The organism is Enterobacter sp. SENG-6 (assembly GCF_001605945.1).
Taxonomy (GTDB): Bacteria; Pseudomonadota; Gammaproteobacteria; order Enterobacterales; family Enterobacteriaceae; genus Enterobacter; species Enterobacter cloacae.
Genome location: NZ_LOMM01000078.1, coordinates 150,416 through 169,022, shown reverse-complemented (window position 1 = coordinate 169,022; position 18,607 = coordinate 150,416). Strand labels below are relative to the sequence as shown.

The window sequence follows — 18,607 nt, the reverse complement described above, 5'->3', positions numbered from 1 at the left end:
GATACCGCGCTCTACACGACCGGTAACAACGGTACCACGACCGGAGATGGAGAATACGTCTTCGATTGGCAGCAGGAATGGCTTATCAATCGCACGCTCTGGTTCTGGAATGTAAGAATCCAGGTAGCCAGCCAGTTCGATGATTTTTGCTTCCCACTCTGCGTCGCCTTCCAGCGCTTTCAGCGCGGAACCACGAACGATTGGGGTATCGTCGCCTGGGAAATCGTACTGAGACAGCAGTTCACGAACTTCCATCTCTACCAGTTCCAGCAGCTCTTCGTCATCAACCATGTCGCATTTGTTCAGGAACACGATGATGTAAGGAACGCCTACCTGACGACCCAGCAGGATGTGCTCACGAGTCTGAGGCATTGGGCCGTCAGTCGCAGCTACTACCAGGATCGCGCCGTCCATCTGCGCAGCACCGGTGATCATGTTTTTAACATAGTCGGCGTGGCCTGGGCAGTCTACGTGTGCGTAGTGGCGAGTCGGGGTGTCATACTCAACGTGAGAGGTGTTGATGGTGATACCACGAGCTTTTTCTTCTGGTGCGTTATCGATCTGGTCGAATGCACGAGCAGAACCACCATAGGTTTTTGCCAGAACGGTAGTGATTGCAGCGGTCAGCGTTGTTTTACCATGGTCAACGTGGCCGATAGTACCGACGTTAACGTGCGGTTTTGTACGTTCAAACTTTTCTTTAGACATCGATTGTCCCTCTAAGACACGGATAAATCGGTGATATCACCACATCAACCAGGCGAAATGCCTGAACTGTTGAATCAAGTAAAATTGAAACAGAGAGAAACGGGAAGGAGAAGTGAAGTGGTGCTGATACCCAGAGTCGAACTGGGGACCTCACCCTTACCAAGGGTGCGCTCTACCAACTGAGCCATATCAGCACGTATTGGAGCGGGCAGCGGGAATCGAACCCGCATCATCAGCTTGGAAGGCTGAGGTAATAGCCATTATACGATGCCCGCATCCTGAAACTCGGCTACCCAGTTCTTTCTGTAACAAAAAAAGAGATTTCTCTCTTTTTAAGTTCGAGCTGATTCAGCTTTTAAACCAGCTCCGGCGGCATTTACGCTGCCAGAAAGTGGTGGTGGGGGAAGGATTCGAACCTTCGAAGTCTGTGACGGCAGATTTACAGTCTGCTCCCTTTGGCCGCTCGGGAACCCCACCGGACTTGATGGTGCCGACTACCGGAATCGAACTGGTGACCTACTGATTACAAGTCAGTTGCTCTACCTACTGAGCTAAGTCGGCATCAAGTAGCGCGCATTCTATGGATACCTGCGCGGTCATGCAACTAAAAATTTGCATAAAACGTTCTTTCGCTCACATTTTATGCTAACCACGCATCAAGCGCTGTAAAAGTAGTCATTCGCGGTCAAATATTCAACATATATGAGCGAATTGCATCGCATACACCGTAGCGTGACGGCTTCCGCGTAACGCAGCGCTTTCCATCTTTTTTCTTATTATTCCTGTCATCTGGTGTTAACCTCCTGCCCATTGTCCAAAATTAACTGTGTGATGAGCCATGATCCGGCAGTGTGATGCTGGCTCACTGAAGCATGCTTATGAGCAAAAAAGAGCAAACGTTAATGACGCCTTATCTTCACTTTAACCGCAGCCAGTGGGCTGCCCTGCGTGATTCCGTCCCTATGACGCTGACGGAAGGTGAAATCGCACGGTTAAAAGGGATAAACGAAGATCTGTCCCTGGAAGAAGTGGCAGAAATTTATCTCCCCCTCTCACGCTTGCTTAACTTCTATATCAGTTCCAACCTGCGCCGTCAGGCGGTGCTGGAGCAGTTCCTTGGAACCAATGGTCAACGCATTCCTTATATCATCAGTATTGCTGGCAGCGTGGCGGTAGGTAAAAGCACAACCGCGCGTGTCTTGCAGGCTCTCCTGAGCCGCTGGCCAGAACACCGCAGCGTGGAGCTGATCACCACCGACGGCTTTCTGCACCCCAATGAGGTGCTAAAAGAACGCGGGCTGATGAAGAAGAAGGGCTTCCCGCTCTCTTATGACATGCACCGTCTGGTGAAATTTGTCTCTGACCTGAAATCCGGCGTGCCTAACGTCACGGCGCCGGTCTATTCGCACCTGATCTACGATCGCATTCCGGGCGGAGACAAAACGGTGGTGCAGCCAGACATTCTGATTCTGGAAGGGTTAAATGTGCTGCAAAGCGGGATGGATTACCCTCACGATCCGCATCACGTGTTTGTCTCTGACTTCGTCGATTTCTCTATTTATGTCGATGCACCGGAAGATTTGCTGCAAAGCTGGTATATCAACCGCTTCCTGAAGTTCCGCGAAGGGGCGTTCACCGACCCGGACTCCTATTTCCATCACTACGCCCAGCTTTCTGAAGAAGAGGCGGTGAAGGTGGCGACAGGCCTGTGGAACGAGATCAACTACGTAAACCTGAAAGAGAACATTCTCCCTACCCGCGAGCGGGCGAGCCTGATCCTCACCAAGAGCGAGAAACACGCTGTCGACCAGATTCGTTTGCGGAAATAGGTTAGCAGACATAAAAAAACCGGCTTAACGCCGGTTTTTTTGTTTACGCCTGCGGCTTTTCGCCGTTTTCATCCTGATCGACCGCAAAGCAGGCCACCAGCTGACCGCGATAATCTTTCAGCTGCGGCTGTAGCTGGGTGCAAGGGCCAAAGCGGCGACTGCAACGGGCGTTGAACGCACATCCCGGAGGTGGATTCAGCGGACTTGGCAGTTCACCGGTCAGCTTAATACGCTCGCGACGATCGTCCGGGTTCAGGCGCGGTGTCGCAGAGAGCAGCGCCTGGGTGTACGGGTGGCGAGGGTTATTAAAGATCTGATCTTTCGTCCCCTTCTCCACGCAGCGCCCCAGATACATTACCATTACTTCATCAGCGATATGCTCTACCACCGACAGGTCGTGGGAGATAAATACGTAAGACAGCCCCAGCTCCTGCTGCAGATCCATCATCAGATTCAGCACCTGTGCGCGCACGGAAACGTCGAGCGCTGAGACCGGTTCATCGGCAATCACGACATCCGGGTCGAGCATCAGACCACGGGCGATGGCGATACGCTGGCGCTGACCGCCAGAGAACATATGCGGGTAGCGATCGTAATGCTCGGTTTTCAGGCCGACTTTCGCCATCATCGCCAGCGCTTTTTCACGACGCTGCTCTTTGCTGAGATTGCTGTTAATCAGCAGCGGCTCTTCCAGTATCTGCCCCACTTTCTTGCGCGGGTTCAATGAACCGTACGGGTTCTGGAACACAATCTGGATTTTCTGGCGACGCAGCTTCTGCGCCTGCGGATCGTGCTTGAGCAGATCCTGTCCCTGATAATAGAGCTCGCCGCCGGTAGGCGTTTCAATCATCGTCAGCAGACGGCCTAAGGTTGATTTGCCGCAGCCCGACTCCCCGACCACCGCCAGCGTTTTACCGCGTTCGAGGGTAAAGGAGACGCCGTCCAGCGCTTTCACCAGGCGCTCAGGGGCAAAAATCCCCTTCTTCACCGGGTAGTGTTTTTTCAGGTCGATAGCCTGCAACAGCGGTTGTTGCGTGGTGGCCTGTTGCGTACTCATAGTGTTGGCCTCCCGGCATCATCGAGTGGGTAGTGGCATTTCGACTGACGACCGTCAGCCAGCTGGTTCAGCTCAGGCTCTTCTGCACGGCATTTATCCGTCGCATACGGGCAACGCGGATTCAGCAGGCAGCCCTGCGGACGGTCATATTTACCTGGTACCACACCCGGCAGCGACGCCAGACGCGCTTTATCCTGGGCAAACTCCGGCAGCGCACGTAAAAGCGCCTGGGTATACGGATGACGCGGTGCACGGAAGATATCATGCGAACTTCCGGTCTCCACCACCTGCCCTGCATACATCACGATGATTTTGTGTGCTGCTTCAGCCACCAGCGCCAGGTCGTGCGTAATCAGCACCAGCGCCATGTTCTCTTTCTGCTGCAGTTCCAGCAGCAGCTCGATGATTTGCGCCTGGATGGTCACGTCCAGCGCTGTGGTCGGCTCATCGGCAATCAGCAGTTTTGGCCGACAGGCAATCGCCATCGCGATCATCACACGCTGACTCATCCCGCCAGAAAGCTGATGCGGGTAGACATCAAGGCGCGATGCCGGGTCAGGGATCCCCACCTGGTTCAGCAGGTCGATCGCCCGCTGACGACGGGTTTTCTTATTACCGCCCTGATGGACCTTGATCGCCTCCATAATCTGGAAGCCCACGGTGTAGCAGGGGTTCAGGCTGGTCATCGGGTCCTGGAAGATCATCGCCACTTCCGCGCCCACCAGCTGGCGGCGCTGTTTCTCGGAAATGCGCTTCAGATCCTGACCATTGAACTGCAGGTTTTCCGCCATCACCCGGCCCGGATAATCGATCAGCCCCATAATCGCCAGCGAGCTTACGGACTTACCGGAACCGGATTCCCCAACAATGCCAACCACTTCGCCCTGATTTACGCTGTAGCTGATGCGGTCCACGGCGCGAAACGGGGTGCCTTCATCGCCGAAGTGCACCGATAATTTATCTACATTTAATAACGCCATCTCGTGCCTCTTACTGCTTCAGTTTGGGATCAAGTGCATCGCGCAGACCATCACCCATCAGGTTAAATGCCAGCACCGTCAGCAGAATTGCCAGACCCGGGAAGGTGACAACCCACCAGGCGCTTTGTGCGAACTGCAACACGTCGGAGAGCATCGTGCCCCACTCCGGTGTTGGCGGCTGCGCACCCATGCCCAGGAAGCCAAGAGCGGCCATATCAAGAATGGCGTTAGAGAAGCCGAGCGACGCCTGAACAATCAGCGGCGCAAGGCAGTTCGGGAAGATATTGACGAACATCTGGCGCATCGCACCGGCACCGGCCACGCGGGACGCGGTGACGTAGTCGCGGTTCACTTCCACCAGCACTGCCGCACGGGTTAAACGCACGTAGTGAGGGAGTGCCACGAAGGTCAGCGCAAGCGCGGCATTACCGATCGACGGGCCAAATATCGCCACCAGCACCAGGGCCAGCAGCAGGCTTGGCAGCGCCAGCATGATGTCGACGATACGCATGATGATGTTATCAACAATGCCACCAAAATAACCCGCAACCAGGCCGAGGATGATCCCCATGATCAGGGACAGCACCACCACCAGGCAGCCCACCAGCAGCGACAGACGCGCGCCGTACATCAGACGCGACAACACGTCGCGACCTACATCATCGGTACCCAACAGGTGAGCCAGGCTCCCGCCGTCCTGCCATGCAGGGGGGGCCAGCAGCGCGTCACGGAACTGATCCGCCGGGTTATACGGTGCAAGCACGTTTGCAAACACGGCAATCAGGATCATGACAGAGACATAGACCAGCCCCACTACCGCGCCTTTATTACGCTTGAAGTAGTGCCAGAATTCCTGCAGCGGCGTCATTGGAACCGGTGCAGCAACCACTTTATTTTCAGAAACGTGTGACATGATGGCCCCTTACTTCTTATGACGAATACGCGGGTTCACCACGCCGTACAGCAAATCGACCAGCAGGTTGACGAGAATAATCATCGTCGCGACCAGCAATACACCGCCCTGCACGACCGGATAGTCACGGCGTTGCAGCGCGTCAATCAGCCAGCGGCCAAGGCCCGGCCAGGAGAAGATGGTTTCGGTCAGGATCGCCCCTGCCAGCAGCGTACCCACCTGCAGACCGATAACGGTCACCACCGGCAGCATGGCGTTACGCAGCGCATGAACGATGATGACTCGCATACGCGTCAGGCCCTTGGCACGCGCGGTACGAATATAATCCTCGCCCAGCACTTCCAGCATTGACGAACGGGTCATACGCACGATCACCGCCAGAGGGATCGTGCCGAGCACCATCGCCGGCAGGATCATATGCGCGACCGCATCAATAAAGTTGCCCTCTTCGCCCCATATCGCCGTATCAATCAGCATAAAGCCGGTCAACGGGTTGGAATCATCGAGGAAGACCATATCGCTGACGCGTCCGGAGACCGGCGTCAGGTTAAGCTGCACCGAGACCAGCATAATCAGCATCATGCCCCACCAGAAGATCGGCATGGAGTAGCCGGTCAGCGCCAGGCCCACGGCGGTATGGTCAAAAATAGAGCCACGTTTAACGGCAGCCAGCACCCCGACAGGGATACCCACCGCAGTGGCAAAAATCATGGCGCAGATGCCAAGCTCCAGTGTCGCTTTAAAACGCGGCACGAACTCGTCCCACACCGGAAGACGGCTTTTCAGTGAAATCCCTAAGTCACCATGCATAACGCCCCAGATATAGTGGAGGTACTGCTGCCACATCGGCTTATCGAGGCCGAGTTCAGCCAGTAGCTGCGCATGACGTTCAGGGGAAATACCACGCTCGCCCGCCATAATCATTACCGGGTCGCCGGGGATCATATGGACGAAGGCAAAAGTGAGAAGGGTGATACCGATAAACGTGGGGATGACAAGTCCCAGACGTCGGAGGATGAACTGCAACATAACCCGGATTCTCTCTGAAGACGCACGACCAGTGGCGTGGCGTCTGTATTGCTCACAAATGTAAATTCCCTCTCCCGCAGGAGAGGGTTAGGGTGAGGACTAGCATGCAAGCCCCTCACCCCTGCCCTCTCCCACAGGGAGAGGGAGAACACCCTACTGATTATTCAACAGATACGTTTTCGAAGTGGTGTTTGCCCAGTGGATCAACCACGTAGCCTTTCACTTCTTTGCGCACTGGCTCGTACACGGTGGAGTGAGCAACAATCAGAGCCGGAGCCTGATCGTGCATAACAACCTGTGCCTGCTTGTAGAGTTCAATACGTTTGTTGTGATCGTCGGTGGCACGTGCCGGCTGGATCAGGTCTTCAAACGGCTTGTAACACCAGCGAGAGTAGTTAGAGCCGTCTTTTGCCGCCGCACAGCTGAAGAGGGTGGCGAAGAAGTTGTCCGGATCCCCGTTGTCACCGGTCCAGCCCATCATCACTGCCTGATGCTCACCCGCTTTGGCGCGCTTCAGATACTCGCCCCACTCGTAGGTAACAATCTTGGCCTGAACGCCGATTTTCGCCCAGTCAGCCTGAACCATTTCAGCCATACGGCGTGCGTTCGGGTTGTACGGACGCTGTACCGGCATCGCCCACAGCTCAACGGTAAAGCCTTTATCCTGCCCAGCTTCCTTCAGCAGCGCTTTCGCTTTCTCTGGATCGTAGGTGTAGTCTTTAACGTCATCGTTATAGCCCCACATGGTTGGTGGGATCAGGTTTTTAGCCGCAACGCCGGCGCCCTGGTAAACGGCCTTGATGATCGCTTCTTTGTTCACCGCATAAGTCAGCGCCTGACGCACTTTCACGTCATCAAACGGTTTCTTCTCGGTGTTGAAGGAGAGATAGCCCACGTTCAGGCCAGCCTGCTCCATCAGGTTGATATTCTTGTCCTGCTTCATGCGGGCGATATCAGCCGGGTTCGGGTATGGCATAACCTGGCATTCGTTTTTCTGCAGTTTTGCGTAACGCACAGACGCGTCAGGCGTGATGGAGAAGACCAGACGGTCGATCTGTGGTTTGGTACCCCAGTAGCCCGGGAACGCTTTGTACAGAATACGGGAGTCTTTCTGGTACTGCAGCAGCTGGAACGGACCGGTACCGATTGGGTTCAGGTCCACTTTTTCCGGCGTGCCGGCTTTCAGCATGTTGTCCGCGTACTCTTTAGAGAGGATAGAGGCGAAGTCCATGGCCAGGTCCGCCAGGAATGGCGCTTCCGGGCGAGTCAGCACGAACTGAACGGTTTTATCGTCCACTTTTTTCACTTCAGCGATCAGGTCTGGCAGACCCATCCCTTCGAAGTACTCATAGCTGCCGCCGGACACTTTGTGGTACGGGTTCTGAGCGTTTTTCTGACGATCGAAGGAGAACACAACGTCATCGGCGTTGAAGTCGCGCGTTGGTTTGAATTCTTTGCTGTCCTGCCACTTCACGCCCTGGCGCAGGTGGAAGGTATAGGTTTTACCGTCTTCGCTGACGTCCCACTTCTCCGCCAGGCCAGGAATCACTTCCGTGGTGCCGGTTTTGAATTCAACCAGACGGTTATAGATGGGCACAGAGCTTGCGTCGTAAGTCGTACCAGAGGTAAAGAGCTGTGGGTTAAAGCCTTCCGGCGAGCCTTCAGAACAGTAAACCAGGGTTTTTGCCTGTACGCTTGCTGCCACGGTCATAGCCACCAGGCTCAGACCAAGCTTCAGCATCCCTGACTTCTTCAAGGAAATACTCATTATTCTGCTCCAATGTGATGTTTTGCTTTGTTGTGTTACGCCGCCTGACCTTTATTTATTTTTTACCCGGTCCGGTCGGTGATGCCCGAAGGCGTTAAAGGGATGGAGAATCCTTTCAGAAGAGCGTTGGAGTTGCAGCGCAGATCGTCCCTGAAATGCCCCTCGTGCCCTACAATCTGTCAACAGAATGTGAAAACGTCAATACAGGTGACGGGGATTTACGCTGAGTGTGAGAAACCGCAAACAAAGATTAAAAAAACTATGTACGCCAGTTTTCAGCAGGGAAATTTATGCTACTCGCCATGTTGCAGCACAAATATCTTCATATTTCGCAACAATCAGTGATTAACTTTTATTCAGGATGGGTAAATTTTCTTGCAGAACGGTGATTATCTGAGCACTAAATACCGCGAACGTTAAAACGCACAGCGAAAAATGCTGAGGTTATCCATAAGCAACGCGAAAAAAGATCAATCTATATATAAAAAAATACAATGGATTATGTCACAAAATCACGAACAGGCAGGAAGAAGCAGGACTAAGAGGTGTTTTGGCTAATCTGGACGAATAAAGCATTAATGCAAAAAGGGCTAACCTTGCGGTTAGCCCTTTTTTGAATGTGGTCGGCGAGAGAGGATTCGAACCTCCGACCCACTGGTCCCAAACCAGTTGCGCTACCAAGCTGCGCTACTCGCCGAATGCGGAGCGCATCTTACTGCTGAGGTGCGCCCCCGTCAATCCCTTAATTTAAAAAAGCCATCCAACTGGCGATAAACTCGCCAGGCAAGCTACTGCGCGGCTTTCTGGCTGCTTTCAGGCAGTTTGCACCAGTTGTTATTTTCGTTAATCCCCCCGTCCGGAGAGGTATAACCCAGGCAACCCATGATGGTGTCGTACAACTCAACGTGACGGCGCGGTACCTTAATTTCTGCCTGCTGTTTCAGATGAGCAAACATTTTGGCTTTGTCAGGGTTCTCCAGGTACTTATCTGACATCCACATAATCATCGGTACACGGAATTGCTCCGGCGGCGCCAGCTTACGCGGCGTACCGTGCAAATGCTCTTGCTCGTTGATGGACTCGCCGTGATCAGCCGCATAGATCACAATCGCTTTCTTATCGCGAAGCTGGTCAATTACCCGGCTGAGGAACGTATCCACATACAGCACCGAGTTATCATAGGCATTAATCAGCTCCTGCTTGCTGCAGTATTTATTAATACCGATGCACTCAGGTTGCCATTTTGCGAAATCACGCGTGTAACGCTGATAGTAGCTGTAGTGCGATCCCTTGGTGTGCAGAACAATAAGATGCTTACCCTGCGGATGATTTTTCAGCGACTGCTCCATTTCTGAGAGTAGCAGCATGTCATCAACGGTCTTACCGCGGTTACGCGGCTCGGCGCCAATCTGCTCACGGTACGCGATGTTATCGGCAAGGGTGTTGGTGTAGAACCACATCTCACTTTGCATGGCGAACAAGTCTGAGCTGAAGCCAAGCTGCTTCAGTACGGCAAATACATTCTGCTCTTTAAGAGTACGCTGCGGGTTATCACTCGCACCGCCTTCACGTACAAACATACAGCGCAGCGAAAGCTTTGTGGCGGTATCACAAGAATAGCCGCGGTAAGCCACCAGGTTCTTTTCCTGTGCCAGTTTAGGCGTGGTATCACGGTCATAGCCCAGAATACCCATATGATCCCAGCGCGTTGTTTCACCAATAACAAACACGACGTAAGTATCATCGAGCCCGTCAGCGGGTGCCTCGTAGTGGAATTTTTTGGTCGGATTCATCAGCGATTTCACATCGCTGGATTCATCCGCCTGCGCCCAGGCATAGAGACCTAACGCTGAAAGCCAGTTTGACGGCAGATACGAGTTGGCCACAACGCCGCCATAGCTTGGCATATCGACACCCGTTGCCTTTTCGATGCGTTTTTGCTGTTTTTCCATCAGGCGAATAGGCGCCCATACCAGCAAACCGGCCAGCAGGACCACGGCGACAGTGCGGATCCGCTGTCCACGAGTGCGCAACTGGCGTAACAACGTATAGCGGCAGGTATTACTCCAGATAAAGAAGAGTGGGAGCAGACAGGTTAAAATTGTCCAGACGATAAAGCCTTTACCCACAACCTCTTTCGAGAGGTCAATATCAGTGGTCATTACCGACGCAACGATACCGTAGCCAATGACTACGTTCATAAAGGTCATGTAATAGCTGGCGGCGGCGGAAATTATCACCACCAGCGAGGCCAGAATTTGCCACGTACGACGGCCGAAGAGAGATAACAGGCGTAACAAGAAAAATGTCGCGAGGACTGAGCCGAACACTTCAATAGCGGCAAAAATTCCATTTCTTACGGTGAGGTCTTCGAAATAACCTTCCACTCGTCTGAACAGCACCGCGCCATTCAGAAATAATCCGATATAGACAGCCAGCATCAGACACAATCTTTGCTGGGTAATAGACCTAATGTATTTCATGCAAACAACCCTGGGGGAAGGGGTATAAAGACCCGCCGAATCTCAGTGAGAAAGCGGACAGAGTAAGTAAATGCGTAAGAAAGCGTTATCAGAAACGTCTACAAGCGCCGTAAGTAGACCACAGCGGGAGAGAAAAGTGGCAGCGGAGAATGTGATCGGTGCAAATTTTTACAAAATAACAAGTCTGGAAGCATATCAAATAAAGGTTAAAGAGGCCGTTAAGGCCTCTTTAATTTAAGTTAAGCATGTGCTTCATTAAACACTTCGCGCTGCGGCTGCCGAATCGTCGTCGACAGGGCCAGCGAAATAATCAACAGGGCGAATATCACGCAGAAGGTGACATAGAATCCGCCGAACAGCGAGGCAATTAACGAGCCGCAAATGCTGCCGATGCCAAAGCCTAAGTAAATCACGCCGTAATTTTTCGCCAGGTTGTTCAGACCAAAGAACTCGCTCACCAGTGACGGGAACACCGTGATGGTGCCGCCGAAGTTAAAGGCCACGCAGGCAATCGCAGCAAAGAAAGTCGCTTCATTCAGGGGCGCAAACAGCAGAGCCGCCATACCCACCAGTGAAACCACCTGTCCAAGGGTAATCACGCGGATACGGGCAATCTTGTCGGACAGGATACCCAGCACCAGACGACCAGACAGGTTAGCGATAGAGATCACGGTCACCGCATTTGCCGCCGTCATGGCATCCAGTTTAACCATGCCCTGCGCGATATCTTTCGCCACACCAATCACATACAGGCCACTCATGCAGGCCGTCAGGAACATCACCGCCAGCATCCAGTACTGGGGTTTACGCATGGATTGAGCCAGGGTGAAGTCATTCTCCATCACGCCGTTAACGGTTTTCACTTCCTGCTGCGGTGCGTCTTTCATCAGCGTCGCGCCAAACAGGATCATCACCAGGACGATAGCCCCCCAGATCATGAAGGTTTTTTCGAGGCCAACCGACGCCAGCAGATGAGAGTCGATAAATTTAAATCCGAGGCTACCCAGGCCATAAGAACCGATGGCAAACGCGGAGATTAACCCTTTACGCTCCGGGAACCATTTGACGCAGTTCGACAGGGTCAGCAGATAACCGGCACCGTCCGCCAGACCGACCAGTACCCCGGCGCTCAGCCAGAGCATCATCAGGTTGTTTGAATACGCCGTCAGGAAAAAGCCCAATCCCAGCAGGATCCCCGAGGCCATCGTGACGCGTTTCACGCCGAACCGCTCCTGCAATTTGCCCGCAACCGAAGAGGACAGCGCCAGCCCAAGGCTTAGCAAACCGAAAGAGAACGCCACCTGACTGATCGGCGCGCCGAGCTTGTCGGAAAGGGCACTGTTAAACAGGCTCCAGGTATAGACCGAGCCCAACGCAAACTGGGTGACGATGGTGCCAAAGAGCGTCAGCCAGCGTGTACGATTGTAGGAAGATGTATTCATGGCAGTTGTCCTGCAAGAGAAAGTAAGGGAATTTGCTGAGGACAACGATAAACAAAACCCTGATACCGCTGGGGGAAAACGGCATGAGATGCAGGAGAAACGGAATGAAATGCCTGGAATCGGGAATGAACGACCTTGCCGGGGAGTGAAGCGACAGAATGTTAGTGCCCGCTATCGCTACAACCCCCACGGTTATTGTATTCAAGATGTTAACGTGACGTTTAAAATAGTAACAACGTTAGAAATTTGCACTTACGCCCAGCGTGTACAAAAACTGCTCTCCCGTCGTGCTGTCCTCCCCCTGCGCTAAGGAAGCATACGCCGCCATGTGCGAGGTGAAAGGAATATCGGTGCCTACGGTGACATCCATCCAGTTGCCATTTTGAGCCGGGGCAGGCGTTTGCGGCATCCCGAACTGGGATTTCCACTGATTTTCACCATACTGCTGGTTATAGCTAATCTGCGCCCAGGGACGAAGTTCGCCATATTGCGTATCCACGCGCCAGCCTAGCGTACTCACGCTGGCATGCCACAGGGGATCGGTCAGCGCCTGGGTTGTCACGCTATCACCAAACTCATTAATCATCATGGGCGTGGTGCCGTCATAACGCCATGCCACCACCGGGCCGGTCGTGACATGACCCGCCAGCGGAAAATTCCAGCCGACGCTCATCGCCCCCGCGGAGGTCGAGCCAGAGGGCAGATTCAGAGCCAGCCCCGGCGCATTTTGCGAAGACTGGATGCGCTCCGCCAGGATATCGTCATAACGCGGTTGGTGATCCGCATCCCATGTATAGCGTTCCGCCGTATTACTTTGCGGGTCTGAAACGATATATTCCTGTTGCCAGGCAAATGCTGAGTGACCAGAAAGCAGACAGGCTGAAATCCCCACCAGGCCAGAAACAGCATGGCGACCACTGATTTTTTTTATCATCAAAGCGACTCCAGAGAGAGCCGAATTCGGCGATTTTTATCATTGTTCAGGAAGAGGTTTTTAGGGCTTATGGCCCTGTATTAACTATTGTCTTTACAGGTCACACGTCAAGCCTGACGGAATGAAATTTTTGCGATAACCGTGTCATAAGGGAGATAACCGATGCAACGTTGCGGTTGGGTAAGCCAGGATCAGCTCTATATCGACTATCACGATCGGGAATGGGGCGTGCCGGAAACGGACGGCAAAAAACTTTTCGAGATGATCTGCCTGGAGGGTCAGCAGGCGGGTTTGTCATGGATTACGGTATTGAAGAAACGCGAAAACTACCGCAATGCCTTTCATCAGTTCGATCCCGTCCGGGTCGCCGCGATGACCGACGACGACGTGGAGCGACTGGTGCAGGATGCAGGCATCATCCGCCATCGCGGTAAGATCCAGGCCATTATCGGTAACGCACGCGCTTACCTGGCAATGGAACAAAACGGTGAACCGTTCTCAGAGTTTGTCTGGACGTTTGTGAATAACGATCCGCAAATCACGCAGGCCGCCACGCTCGCGGAAATTCCCGCCTCGACTCCGGCCTCGGACGCACTCTCGAAAGCGCTGAAAAAACGCGGCTTTAAGTTTGTCGGCTCCACCATCTGCTACGCCTTTATGCAGGCCTGTGGCCTGGTCAATGACCATGTTACCGGCTGCTTCTGTCATCCGGGAGGCCATCATGATCCGCAAATGGCAAAGTGAGAATACCGCGTCGCTGTTGAGCCTATGGCTTGAAAGTACCACGGAAGCGCATCCGTTTATTGAGGCGAGCTACTGGAAAGAGAACGAAGCCATGGTGCGGGACGTTTATCTGCCGTCGGCCGAAACCTGGGTCTGGGAACAGGATGGCGAACCTTACGGGTTTATCAGCGTGATGCAGTCTCAGTTTGTCGGCGCACTATTTGTCGCACCGGCGTACATCGGCAAAGGCATCGGACGCGCGCTGCTGAACCACGTTCAACAGCGCTTCCCGCATTTAAGCCTGGAGGTGTATCAAAAAAATGTCCGGGCGGTGAATTTCTACCATGCTCAGGGCTTTCGTATCGAAGACAGCGCCTGGCAGGATGACACCCAACACCCGACGTGGATCATGAGCTGGCAGGCGGATCAAACGCCGTCAGAGTAAGCTCGGGGCCCAGATATTTCTCAACCCATGCCAGCGCCGTATTGCCTGCGCAGCCATTCCCCAGCTTCGAGCTGGGGAGATCTTTGGTCAGTACGTTAACGGCACCGTTTTTACAAATACCGCTCTCGTCCAGGTCCGGCCACGCGCCCTGGTGGATGCAGATCACGCCTGGTTTGATTCCGTCGCTCACCACCGCTCCGGCCAACACCTGCCCACGATGGTTCCAGACGCGCACCAGATCGCCATCCGCAATCCCGCGCGCTTTCGCATCTTCAGCATGAAGCGTGATCGGCTCCCGCCCGGCGACCGCATACTGCTCGCGCAGCGACGAATAGTTAAGCTGGCTGTGCAGGCGATGCGCGGGGTGCGCGGATAACACCTGGAGCTGCTCCGGCTGGGCATTGCCGTGCCACTCATCCGGTTCAAGCCATGTGGGATGCGCAGGACAATCCGCGTACCCAAAGCGGGCAATGCGCTCACTGTAAATCACAATCTTTCCGCTCTCGGTTTTCAGCGGATGGTTCTCCGGGTCGCGACGGAAATCGGCGAAACGGACAAACTGCGCGTTCTGCTCGCTCTCCGGCATTTCGAAAATAGCGTTCGCTTCCCAGAATTCCGCAAACGGCGGCAGCGTCACCCCCTGGGCCGCACCGCGCTGAGCAGCAATCTGATAGAACGTTTCCAGCCACTCGAGATCGGTTTTCCCTTCGGTGAAACGCTCACGACCGCCTGCTTCCCACCGTTCGCTCAGTTCCGCAAATACGTCAAAATCATCACGCGCTTCATCCCGCGGTGCGACCACACGCTTCATCGGCACCATATGCTGATTGCTGTAGTCACCGGTCATGGTGAGATCGTTACGCTCGTACGAGGTCGTGGCCGGCAGCACGATATCGGCATGTTTGGCGGAGGCGGTCCAGAAGCATTCCGAAATCACCACCAGCTCTGGCTTCTGCCAGGCGCGGATCAAACGATTGGTATCCTGATGGTGCGTGAAATTCGCCCCACCCGCCCACCAGACAAACTTAATATCCGGGAAATGGCGGTCCAGACCGTTATGCTGATAAAACCCGCCCGGGTTTTCCAGGGCTTCAACAATACGCGCCACCGGAATTTTATCCACGGCATCAACGCCGCCCTTCACCGATCCCTGCATGGAGGCCAGCACGGCGGCTTTACGGGTGGGGTTGCCGCCATTGGCGAAGTGATAAGAGAGCCCAAACCCGCCGCCCGGCGTACCAATTTGCCCGAGCATCGCGGCAAGCGTCACCAGCATCCAGTGTTTTTGCTCGCCAAACTGCTGGCGCTGCATGCCCCAACCGGACATCAACATCGTGGTGTTTTCATGGAACAACGCGGCCAGTTCACGGAGCTTGTCAGCCGGAATGCCACAAATATCGGCTGCCCACGCTGCCGTTTTGGCAACACCATCCGTTTTACCCGTCAGATAATCGGCGAATTTGTCGAAGCCCGATGTGCAACGCGCGAGGAAGTCGGCGTCGTGCCAGCCCTTCTCTACCAGCGTGTGGGCGATACCCAGCATCATCGCCACGTCAGTCCCCATATGCGGGGCGAGCCATTCGGCACTGTCACCAAAGAAATCCAGGGTTTCAGAGCGCATGGGGTCAATACAGATGATGCGCTTACCGCTCTTGCGCAGCGCATCAAAATAGCCAATACCCTGCTCGTCGGAAGCATTCCAGGCAATTTTTAGCGTGTTGAGAGGGTTGGCACTCCACAGCACCACCACCTCGGTATGCTCCAGTACCAGCGGCCAGCTGGTCTGCTGCTGATAAACCTCATTACCGCCGACGACGTACGGCATGATCGCCTGCGCCGCGCCGGTGGAGTAATCCCCCAGATGGCCCGTGTAGCCGCCAGCCAGGCTCATGTAGCGCTGCAGCAATGTCGATGCTTTATGCAGCACGCCGTTAGAACGCCAGCCGTAAGAGCCGGCAAAAATGGATGCAGGCCCATAGCTGTCGCGAATGCGCTTGTGCTGGGCGTGGATCAGCGCCAGCGCGTCATCCCAGCTCACACGCACAAACTCATCCTGACCACGAATGCCCTGCGGCTTGTCCGGCGAAGCCAGAAATCCTTTACGCACCATCGGCCAGCGCACACGGGTTTTGCTGTGCACCTGATCGCGAACGACGGTCTGTAAAGAGTTAGGGTGTTGTGTTGGCAATGCCCCACGGGAAGACAGGACATTTTCGCCGTCGGTTTCGACCAGCATCGGCCCCCAGTGGGCGGCGGTCAGAATGGTTTTTGTTGAGGTGCTCAAAGCGTGCGCTCCTGGTTGCGTGCAGGTTTACGGTCTTGTTATTGAGGCCGTTTATGGTTTGTCACAAATTTCAGAGTTATCCCCGGAATTTTCTCCGTATCCGGACGTCATAATCAACTGCCACGTCCGTCGTGGCAAAGAATAAAAAGGATTAAGGAAAGAAGATGAAAAAACGCGTACTCGTTATTGCCGCTCTGGTGAGCGGTGCACTGGCGGTTTCTGGCTGCACAACAAACCCATACACCGGTGAACGCGAAGCGGGTAAATCCGGCATCGGCGCGGGTATCGGTTCACTGGTCGGGGCGGGTGTAGGTGCGCTCTCCTCCTCCAAAAAAGACCGCGGTAAAGGCGCGCTGATTGGCGCAGCGGCAGGCGCAGCACTCGGCGGCGGCGTGGGTTATTACATGGATGTGCAGGAAGCGAAGCTGCGCGACAAAATGAAAGGCACAGGCGTGAGCGTCACGCGCAGCGGTGACAACATCATCCTGAATATGCCTAACAACGTGACCTTCGACAGCAGCAGCGCAACGCTGAAACCTGCCGGTGCGAATACCCTGACCGGCGTGGCGATGGTGCTAAAAGAGTACAACAAGACTGCCGTGAATGTGATTGGCTACACCGACAGCACCGGCAGCCAGGAGCTGAACATGCGTCTGTCTCAGCAGCGTGCGGATTCCGTGGCCAGCTCGCTGATCACCCAGGGCGTTGAAGCGAACCGTATCCGCACCAGCGGTATGGGCCCGGCAAACCCTATCGCCAGCAACAGCACGGCGGAAGGCAAAGCGCAGAACCGCCGCGTTGAGATTACGTTGAGTCCTGTGCAGTAGGTGGAAGCAAAACGGCAACATTCGTTGCCGTTTTAAGTGTTTGCGCCCTCTCCCGTGGGAGAGGGTTAGGGTGAGGGCATCAAGCAGCACCTTCCATAATGAACCACTTGCCATCGTTGATTTTCCCGCTAAGGTATTCTCACTAAAGTCAGGGAATTCAGTGATGAGCAAACCAACGCGGGCCACCATCAGCGACGTGGCGAAAGCCGCCAGAACCGGTAAAACGAGTATTTCACGCTATCTCAACGGCGAGAAACACCTGCTTTCCGATGCGCTGCTGGCACGTATTGAACAGGCCATTGCCGATCTCGACTACCGCCCCAGCATCATGGCGCGCGGACTTAAACGTGGCCGTACCCGTCTTATCGGGCTTATCATCGCCGATATTACCAACCCCTACTCAGTAAACGTGCTGAGTGGTATCGAAGCCGCCTGTCGCGAGAAAGGTTTTACCCCGCTGGTCTGTAACACCAACAACGAGGTGGACCAGGAGCTGCATTATCTCGATCTGCTGCGCAGCTACCAGGTGGAAGGTATCGTGGTCAATGCCGTGGGTATGCGCGAGGAAGGATTAAACCGGCTGCAACAGTCTTCCCTGCCGATGGTGCTCATCGATCGTAAAATCCCGGAGTTCGCCTGCGACGTTGTCGGGCTGGATAATACCCAGGCGGCCACGACTGCAACCGAGCATCTGATCGAACAGGGCTTCGAAGCAATTCTGTTCCTGAGCGAGCCGCTGGGCATGGTGAATACCCGTCGCGAGCGCCTGAATGCATTTCGTGCCACCCTGGAGCGTTATCCCGGAGTGATCGCCGAAAACGCCGAAACTCCGCTTCATGAAGCCGACCAGCTCGACAATACCCTGCGTCAGTTCCACACGCGCCATCGCGGGATGCGCAAAGCTGTGATTTCGGCCAATGGGACGCTGACGCTTCAGGTCGCCCGCTCGCTCAAACGCATTGGCCTGCACTGGGGCAGCGATATCGGCCTGCTGGGCTTCGATGAACTGGAGTGGGCAGAACTGGCCGGGGTAGGCATCACCACGCTCAAACAGCCGACCTGGCAAATCGGCTATGCCGCTGTTGAACAAGTGGTTCGTCGCATTGAAGGGATCAGCGATGCCGTGCGCGAGCAGGTCTTTTCTGGCGAGCTGATTGTCCGCGGCTCCACCGCCCGTTAATTTCC

The 18,607-nt window shown here is 54.6% G+C and carries 15 protein-coding genes and 5 tRNA genes; 5 read left to right on the top strand and 15 right to left on the bottom strand.

Annotated features, from left to right (window positions below):
• From AX755_RS24125 to AX755_RS24105, 5 genes are all read right to left on the bottom strand, one after another.
• Positions 1–708, bottom strand: a 708-nt coding sequence (locus AX755_RS24125; protein ID WP_146095415.1) for an elongation factor Tu, incomplete at its 3' end; no start/stop codon positions are given.
• 118 nt (positions 709–826) lie between these two features.
• Positions 827–902 (bottom strand) — tRNA-Thr (locus AX755_RS24120).
• A gap of 6 nt (positions 903–908) precedes the next feature.
• Positions 909–983, bottom strand: a tRNA-Gly gene (locus AX755_RS24115).
• A 117-nt stretch (positions 984–1,100) separates the two neighbouring features.
• Positions 1,101–1,185, bottom strand: a tRNA-Tyr gene (locus AX755_RS24110).
• Between the two features lie 8 nt (positions 1,186–1,193).
• A tRNA-Thr gene (locus AX755_RS24105) sits at positions 1,194–1,269 on the bottom strand.
• Positions 1,270–1,586: 317 nt separating this feature from the next.
• Here AX755_RS24105 and coaA point away from each other — a divergent pair.
• Positions 1,587–2,537: a type I pantothenate kinase gene (coaA, locus tag AX755_RS24100; protein WP_013094996.1), complete on the top strand. Its 951-nt coding sequence runs from the start codon at positions 1,587–1,589 to the stop codon at positions 2,535–2,537.
• Between the two features lie 43 nt (positions 2,538–2,580).
• Here the strand turns inward: coaA and dppF are convergent, their stop codons facing one another.
• From dppF to AX755_RS24055, 9 genes are all read right to left on the bottom strand, one after another.
• The gene (gene dppF, locus AX755_RS24095; RefSeq protein WP_014830234.1) at positions 2,581–3,594 is read right to left on the bottom strand and encodes a dipeptide ABC transporter ATP-binding subunit DppF; all 1,014 of its coding nucleotides are present in this window, start codon (positions 3,592–3,594) and stop codon (positions 2,581–2,583) included.
• On the bottom strand, positions 3,591–4,574 hold the full coding sequence (gene dppD / locus AX755_RS24090) for a dipeptide ABC transporter ATP-binding protein (protein WP_013094994.1): 984 nt from the start codon (positions 4,572–4,574) through the stop codon (positions 3,591–3,593). Before dppD ends, dppF begins: the two co-directional genes overlap by 4 nt.
• A 10-nt stretch (positions 4,575–4,584) precedes the next feature.
• Positions 4,585–5,487 carry a dipeptide ABC transporter permease DppC gene (gene dppC / locus AX755_RS24085; RefSeq protein WP_020684504.1) on the bottom strand — a complete coding sequence of 301 codons (903 nt, stop codon included), beginning with the start codon at positions 5,485–5,487 and terminating at the stop codon, positions 4,585–4,587.
• A 9-nt stretch (positions 5,488–5,496) separates the two neighbouring features.
• Positions 5,497–6,516 carry a dipeptide ABC transporter permease DppB gene (dppB, locus tag AX755_RS24080; RefSeq protein WP_014830232.1) on the bottom strand — a complete coding sequence of 340 codons (1,020 nt, stop codon included), beginning with the start codon at positions 6,514–6,516 and terminating at the stop codon, positions 5,497–5,499.
• A 160-nt stretch (positions 6,517–6,676) separates the two neighbouring features.
• On the bottom strand, positions 6,677–8,284 hold the full coding sequence (dppA, locus tag AX755_RS24075; protein ID WP_023620080.1) for a dipeptide ABC transporter periplasmic-binding protein DppA: 1,608 nt from the start codon (positions 8,282–8,284) through the stop codon (positions 6,677–6,679).
• A gap of 620 nt (positions 8,285–8,904) precedes the next feature.
• Positions 8,905–8,981, bottom strand: a tRNA-Pro gene (locus AX755_RS24070).
• A gap of 91 nt (positions 8,982–9,072) precedes the next feature.
• Positions 9,073–10,767: a kdo(2)-lipid A phosphoethanolamine 7''-transferase gene (eptB, locus tag AX755_RS24065; RefSeq protein WP_023620079.1), complete on the bottom strand. Its 1,695-nt coding sequence runs from the start codon at positions 10,765–10,767 to the stop codon at positions 9,073–9,075.
• A gap of 239 nt (positions 10,768–11,006) precedes the next feature.
• Entirely contained in the window at positions 11,007–12,209 is a 1,203-nt protein-coding gene (locus AX755_RS24060; RefSeq protein WP_062857597.1) for an L-lactate MFS transporter, read from the bottom strand.
• Positions 12,210–12,447: 238 nt separating this feature from the next.
• Positions 12,448–13,146, bottom strand: coding sequence for an autotransporter domain-containing protein (locus tag AX755_RS24055; RefSeq protein WP_023620076.1), 699 nt, complete (start codon positions 13,144–13,146; stop codon positions 12,448–12,450).
• Between the two features lie 159 nt (positions 13,147–13,305).
• On the opposite strand from AX755_RS24055, the gene tag reads away from it, so the two are divergent.
• The gene (tag, locus tag AX755_RS24050; RefSeq protein ID WP_013094984.1) at positions 13,306–13,887 is read left to right on the top strand and encodes a DNA-3-methyladenine glycosylase I; all 582 of its coding nucleotides are present in this window, start codon (positions 13,306–13,308) and stop codon (positions 13,885–13,887) included.
• Entirely contained in the window at positions 13,865–14,311 is a 447-nt protein-coding gene (locus tag AX755_RS24045; protein WP_013094983.1) for an N-acetyltransferase, read from the top strand. The genes tag and AX755_RS24045 overlap by 23 nt, the downstream gene beginning before the upstream one ends.
• Here AX755_RS24045 and AX755_RS24040 read toward each other — a convergent pair.
• A complete protein-coding gene (locus AX755_RS24040; protein WP_073971508.1) occupies positions 14,274–16,595 on the bottom strand; it encodes a molybdopterin guanine dinucleotide-containing S/N-oxide reductase in 2,322 nt (773 codons plus the stop codon). The genes AX755_RS24045 and AX755_RS24040 overlap by 38 nt on opposite strands.
• A 164-nt stretch (positions 16,596–16,759) precedes the next feature.
• Here AX755_RS24040 and AX755_RS24035 point away from each other — a divergent pair, with 164 nt between their 5' ends.
• Together AX755_RS24035 and AX755_RS24030 are read left to right on the top strand one after the other, a co-directional pair.
• Positions 16,760–17,422, top strand: a complete 663-nt coding sequence (locus AX755_RS24035; RefSeq protein ID WP_023620074.1) for an OmpA family lipoprotein — start codon at positions 16,760–16,762, stop codon at positions 17,420–17,422.
• A 163-nt stretch (positions 17,423–17,585) separates the two neighbouring features.
• Positions 17,586–18,602 carry a LacI family DNA-binding transcriptional regulator gene (locus AX755_RS24030; protein ID WP_062857596.1) on the top strand — a complete coding sequence of 339 codons (1,017 nt, stop codon included), beginning with the start codon at positions 17,586–17,588 and terminating at the stop codon, positions 18,600–18,602.
• The last annotated feature ends 5 nt before the right edge of the window (positions 18,603–18,607 follow it).

Bases quoted from the DNA above. Each gene is read 5' to 3' on its own strand.
- AX755_RS24035 (WP_023620074.1), top strand. From the start codon at position 16,760: ATGAAAAAACGCGTACTCGTTATTGCCGCTCTGGTGAGCGGTGCACTG.
- dppA (WP_023620080.1), bottom strand. From the start codon at position 8,284: ATGAGTATTTCCTTGAAGAAGTCAGGGATGCTGAAGCTTGGTCTGAGC.
- AX755_RS24045 (WP_013094983.1), top strand. From the start codon at position 13,865: ATGATCCGCAAATGGCAAAGTGAGAATACCGCGTCGCTGTTGAGCCTA.
- coaA (WP_013094996.1), top strand. From the start codon at position 1,587: ATGAGCAAAAAAGAGCAAACGTTAATGACGCCTTATCTTCACTTTAAC.
- dppC (WP_020684504.1), bottom strand. From the start codon at position 5,487: ATGTCACACGTTTCTGAAAATAAAGTGGTTGCTGCACCGGTTCCAATG.
- AX755_RS24030 (WP_062857596.1), top strand. From the start codon at position 17,586: ATGAGCAAACCAACGCGGGCCACCATCAGCGACGTGGCGAAAGCCGCC.
- AX755_RS24060 (WP_062857597.1), bottom strand. From the start codon at position 12,209: ATGAATACATCTTCCTACAATCGTACACGCTGGCTGACGCTCTTTGGC.
- dppD (WP_013094994.1), bottom strand. From the start codon at position 4,574: ATGGCGTTATTAAATGTAGATAAATTATCGGTGCACTTCGGCGATGAA.
- dppF (WP_014830234.1), bottom strand. From the start codon at position 3,594: ATGAGTACGCAACAGGCCACCACGCAACAACCGCTGTTGCAGGCTATC.
- dppB (WP_014830232.1), bottom strand. From the start codon at position 6,516: ATGTTGCAGTTCATCCTCCGACGTCTGGGACTTGTCATCCCCACGTTT.
- tag (WP_013094984.1), top strand. From the start codon at position 13,306: ATGCAACGTTGCGGTTGGGTAAGCCAGGATCAGCTCTATATCGACTAT.
- eptB (WP_023620079.1), bottom strand. From the start codon at position 10,767: ATGAAATACATTAGGTCTATTACCCAGCAAAGATTGTGTCTGATGCTG.